Below are 4083 nucleotides of genomic sequence, written 5' to 3' on the forward strand. Positions count from 1 at the left end.
CCCCTACGTCCGCCCCCACGTCCGCTCCCGCGAACGCCTACGGGCCGCCTCCCGTGCAACCGCCGCTCCAGCCCTACGCGTACGGGCAGCCGCCGGGGTTCCCCCCGCCCTCCCCGCACGGCGGCAAGAGCAGTGCGGGGCGCGCGGTGCTCTGGGCGGCGGTGGGAGCGGTGCTCGCCTCCGCGCTGTGGGCGGGCGGGATCCTCCTCCTCGACCCGCTCGGGGACGACCCGGAGCTGGCCGGGTACCGGGCCAGAGCGAACCTCTGCTCCTCGGTCGACTACACCGCCCTGCGGGCCGAGTACGCCGAGGAGGACGACTCCCCCACCCACAACGCGCTGAAGCACGAGGCGATCGACCAGAGCTACTGCAGCATCTCCCTGAAGAAGACGGGCAGTTCCTCGTACTCGGACGCGTACCTCTCCGTGCAGATGGACCTGCACAAGAAGACCGACCCGTCCGCCGAGTTCACCGCGCTGTGGTCCGAGTACCACCAGCGGTACGAGGACTACGAGGTGGAGAAGGTGTCCGGGTACGGCGACGAGGCCTACCTCGTGACCGAGGACACCACGACCGGCTCGTCGACCGGCGGCAGCCGCGCGGTGATCCTCGCGGTGCGGGACGGCTGGATGACGTACCAGATGAGCTGGAGCGTCTACACGACCTCGTACGAGACGAGCACCCCGCCGGCGATCGGCGAGGTCTCCCGCTGGGTGAAGAGCGACACCCGGTCGACGCTGGAGAACCTGCGCTCCGAATGACCGCCCGGCAGCCTGAACCGGCCGGTCTGCCGGTTCAGGCCGCCGGCCGGGCCGCCTTCCACGCGCGGTGGTACAGCTCGGGCGCGTCGGTGAACGCGACGTGGCGGGGGCGCCAGCCGAGCAGGCGGTGCGCCTTGGCACTGCTGACGAGCTCGTCCTGGTCGGCGGCCGTCTGCAGCATGCCGCCGGCCTCGGCGTCCTTCAGGACGATCTCGCCGGTGTACCCGGCGGCCCGGACGGCGGCGCGCTGCACGTCGAGGGCGGCGGCGCGCTGGTCGTCCGCGACGACGAAGACCTCGCCGTCGACGGCGGAGGGGTGGTCGAGTATGCGGACGTAGGCGTCAGCGAGGTCGTCCACGTGGACCCAGCTCCAGCGCTTGGCGGTGTCGCCGTAGAAGACCGGCTCGCCCGCCTCGGCGGCGGCGAACCACTGCGCGGTCATGGAGGTGGTGGCCGGGCCGCCGTACAGGAAGCCGGGGCGGACCACGGTGTGGGGCAGCCCGGTGGCGGCCAGTTCCCTCTCCAGGGCGAAGCGGAAGCCCAGCGGGCTGTCGGGGGCGCCGGGGGTGTTCTCGTCCATCAGGGCGAGGCCGGTGCGGCCGTAGGAGGAGATGCCGGTGGTGTAGACGAGGTGGCGGCACCGACCGTCCTTCTCCTGCACCGCCGCCAGTTCGGCGAACAGCAGCCGGTCGGTGCCGACCGGGTCACTCATGTCCAGCAGCAGGTGCACCACCGCGTCCGTGCCGTCCAGGTGCCCACGCCAGGTCTCGGGCCGGCGCACGTCGCCCTGCACGGGGGTGACTTCGTCCACGGCCAGGTCGCGGGCGGCCGGGGCCGCGGCGTCCCGGGTCAGGCCCAGGACGGTGTGCCCGGCGCGGGCCAGGGCGCGCGAGACGCGGCGGCCGGCGTAGCCGGTGGCACCGGTGACGAGAATCTGCATCATCGACCTCCATAATTGCTTGATTCAGCAATAATGTCGGCCGTTGTTTGCCTCGTCAAATAGAGTGGGCGGCATGGCCTCCGACACCGATCCCGCTCCGCTCTCCCCCGACCAGCTGCTGCTGTGGCAGAGCCTGGGCCGCCTGGTCCACTCCCTGCCGCGCGCGCTGGAGGAGGACATGTCGCGCACCGGCGTCACCATGACCGAGTTCGCCGTCCTGCTGCTCCTCGGCTCGGCGCCGGACCGCCGTATGCGCATGTCCGCGCTGGCCGACGCCGCGGGCCTCACCCCGTCCCGCATCACCCGCGTGGTCGACGGGCTGGGCAAGCACGGGCTGGTGCGCAAGGAGCGGCACGGCCAGGACGGCCGCGGCAACGAGGCCGTCCTGACCGACGCCGGCCTGCGCACCATGGAGGCGGCGCAGCCCGCGCACCTGGCCAGTGCCCGCGGCCGCGTCCTGGACAGGATCCCCGACGCCCTGCTCCCGGCGCTCGCGGAGACGATCGCCCACCTCGCCGACGCCCTCTCCGCGGACCAGCGGCCGGTCAGGGGCTGACGGACGGGAGCTGATGGCCAGGGGTTGACGGCCGGAGGCTGAGGACCGGCGCTCACCCCGCGCGCCGCTCCTCCAGCAGGCGCGCGTAGTCGGCCAGGATCGGCCGTTCGGGACCGATCAGGTCCGGCGGGAGGCCGTCCGGCGCGAAGAACCGCCACCGCGTGTTCTCCGCGGTGTCCAGCGACAGCACGGCGCCCTGCGGGAACGCGGCCAGGTAGGCGGCGGTGACGTTGTAGATCTCGTCGCCGTTGGGATAGCGGTAGTAGCAGGACTCCCCGGAGTACACGCCGAGCAGCTCCAGTCGGCCGACGGTCAGCCCGGTCTCCTCAAGCAGTTCACGCCGCCCCGTCTCCTCGAAGGACTCGCCGGGGTCCATGATCCCGCCGGGCAGGCCCCAGCCGCCGGTATCGGCCCGGGCCAGCAGCAGGACCGCGCCCTCGGGACCGGTCACGAGCATCGAGGTCCCCGGGAGGACGAGCGGCCTCGTACCGACGGCCCGGCGGAGCTCGGTGACGTAGTCGTTCATGTTCCCCGCTTCCTGTGCCCCGCTGCGCCGTGGCCCTCGCCCGGCACCGCCGCGGGGCCGTCGGCGGCGTCCGGCACCGTCGCGGGGCCGTCGGCGGCGTCCGGCACCCAGGCGGCCGACTGCGGCATGAACCTGTGGCCGGCCGCGTGCGCCGCCATGCGGGCGTTGCGGGCCTCGGCCGCCGGGCCGTCCGGCAGGTGGAAGTCCTCGCCCGCCCGGGCGGCGCCCGCCTGCGTACGGGTGGCCGTCGCGAGGCGGCGGTGCACGTAGTGGTCCAGCGCCGCGGGCACGTCGGCCGGTGCCGCGTCCGTGAGGACGTCGCCGAGCACGGCCGCGTCCATGATCGCCTGGGCCGCGCCCTGGGCCAGGAACGGCACCATCGCGTGGGCGCTGTCGCCCAGCAGAGTCACCCGCCCGACGTTCCAGCGGGCGAGCGGGGCCCGGGTGTGGATGCCGTAGCAGAGCATCCGGCCGGCGCGTTCCAGGACGCCGAGCACCCGGGGGTCCCAGCCCGCGAACTCGCCCGTCTGCTCCCCCGGTTCGGCCTGGGCGACCCATGACTCCTGCGCCGTGCGGGCCGCTCGTACGGTGAACACGGCGACCACGTTGAGGAGTTCGCGCCGACGCACCCAGTAGTGCACGAAGTGCCGGTCCGGGCCCATCCAGACGGCGAGCTCCGGCAGGTCCAGGTCGGCCACCTCGTGCGCCGGGAGCAGCGCCCGGTAGGCGGCCGTGTGCGAGAAGAGCGCCTCGTCCGGGCCGAAGAGCCACCGGCGGGCGGCGGACCGTATTCCGTCGGCGGCCACCACCACGTCGGCGTCCAGCCGTTCGCCGCTCGCCGTGGTCACATGGGCGGCCCCGTCGTCCTGGTCGACGCCCACCACCGTGGTGCCGAGCCGCACGGATCCGGAGGGCACCGCGTCGGCCAGCGCCCGGTGCAGGTCGGCCCGGTGCAGGAGCAGGTAGGGCGCCCCGAACTCCTCCTCCACCGCGGGCCCGAGCAGGTAGCTGCAGATGTCGGCCCCGTCGGACCAGGCGCGGAAGGACAGCCGCGCGGGACGTACGGCCCGGGCGGCGACCGCGTCCAGTACGCCGAGGCGGCGCAGCACCCGGGTGGCGTTGGGCGCGAGCTGGATGCCGGCCCCGACTTCGGTGAACCGCGGCGCCTGCTCGACCAGGGTCACCTCGTGCCCGGCGCGGCGCAGGCTCAGCGCCGCCGCCAGTCCACCGATGCCCGCCCCCACGACGATCGCCCTCACGCCGCCACCCCGTCCCGGTCCGGTCGCGCACCACGTCGCAC

5 protein-coding genes are annotated in these 4083 nt (G+C 74.1%); 2 read left to right on the forward strand and 3 right to left on the reverse strand.

Annotation, left to right across the window (positions count from 1 at the left end):
* On the forward strand, positions 1-761 hold a 761-nt coding region (locus tag FGF04_RS38280), incomplete at its 5' end, for a hypothetical protein (protein WP_235882729.1).
* 34 nt (positions 762-795) lie between these two features.
* Here the strand turns inward: FGF04_RS38280 and FGF04_RS38285 are convergent.
* Entirely contained in the window at positions 796-1704 is a 909-nt protein-coding gene (locus FGF04_RS38285; protein ID WP_223146452.1) for an NAD-dependent epimerase/dehydratase family protein, read from the reverse strand.
* Between the two features lie 70 nt (positions 1705-1774).
* Here FGF04_RS38285 and FGF04_RS38290 point away from each other — a divergent pair, with 70 nt between their 5' ends.
* Positions 1775-2257 (forward strand): MarR family winged helix-turn-helix transcriptional regulator, encoded by a 483-nt coding sequence (locus FGF04_RS38290; RefSeq protein WP_149515999.1) that lies wholly within the window; start codon positions 1775-1777, stop codon positions 2255-2257.
* A gap of 52 nt (positions 2258-2309) precedes the next feature.
* Here the strand turns inward: FGF04_RS38290 and FGF04_RS38295 are convergent, their stop codons facing one another.
* Positions 2310-2783: an NUDIX hydrolase gene (locus tag FGF04_RS38295; RefSeq protein WP_149516000.1), complete on the reverse strand. Its 474-nt coding sequence runs from the start codon at positions 2781-2783 to the stop codon at positions 2310-2312.
* Positions 2780-4083, reverse strand: a 1304-nt coding sequence (locus tag FGF04_RS38300; RefSeq protein ID WP_408055724.1) for an FAD-dependent monooxygenase, incomplete at its 5' end; no start/stop codon positions are given. The genes FGF04_RS38300 and FGF04_RS38295, both read right to left, overlap by 4 nt.

Origin of the sequence: Streptomyces apricus, assembly GCF_008369065.1 — a bacterium.
Classification (GTDB): domain Bacteria; phylum Actinomycetota; class Actinomycetes; order Streptomycetales; family Streptomycetaceae; genus Streptomyces; species Streptomyces apricus.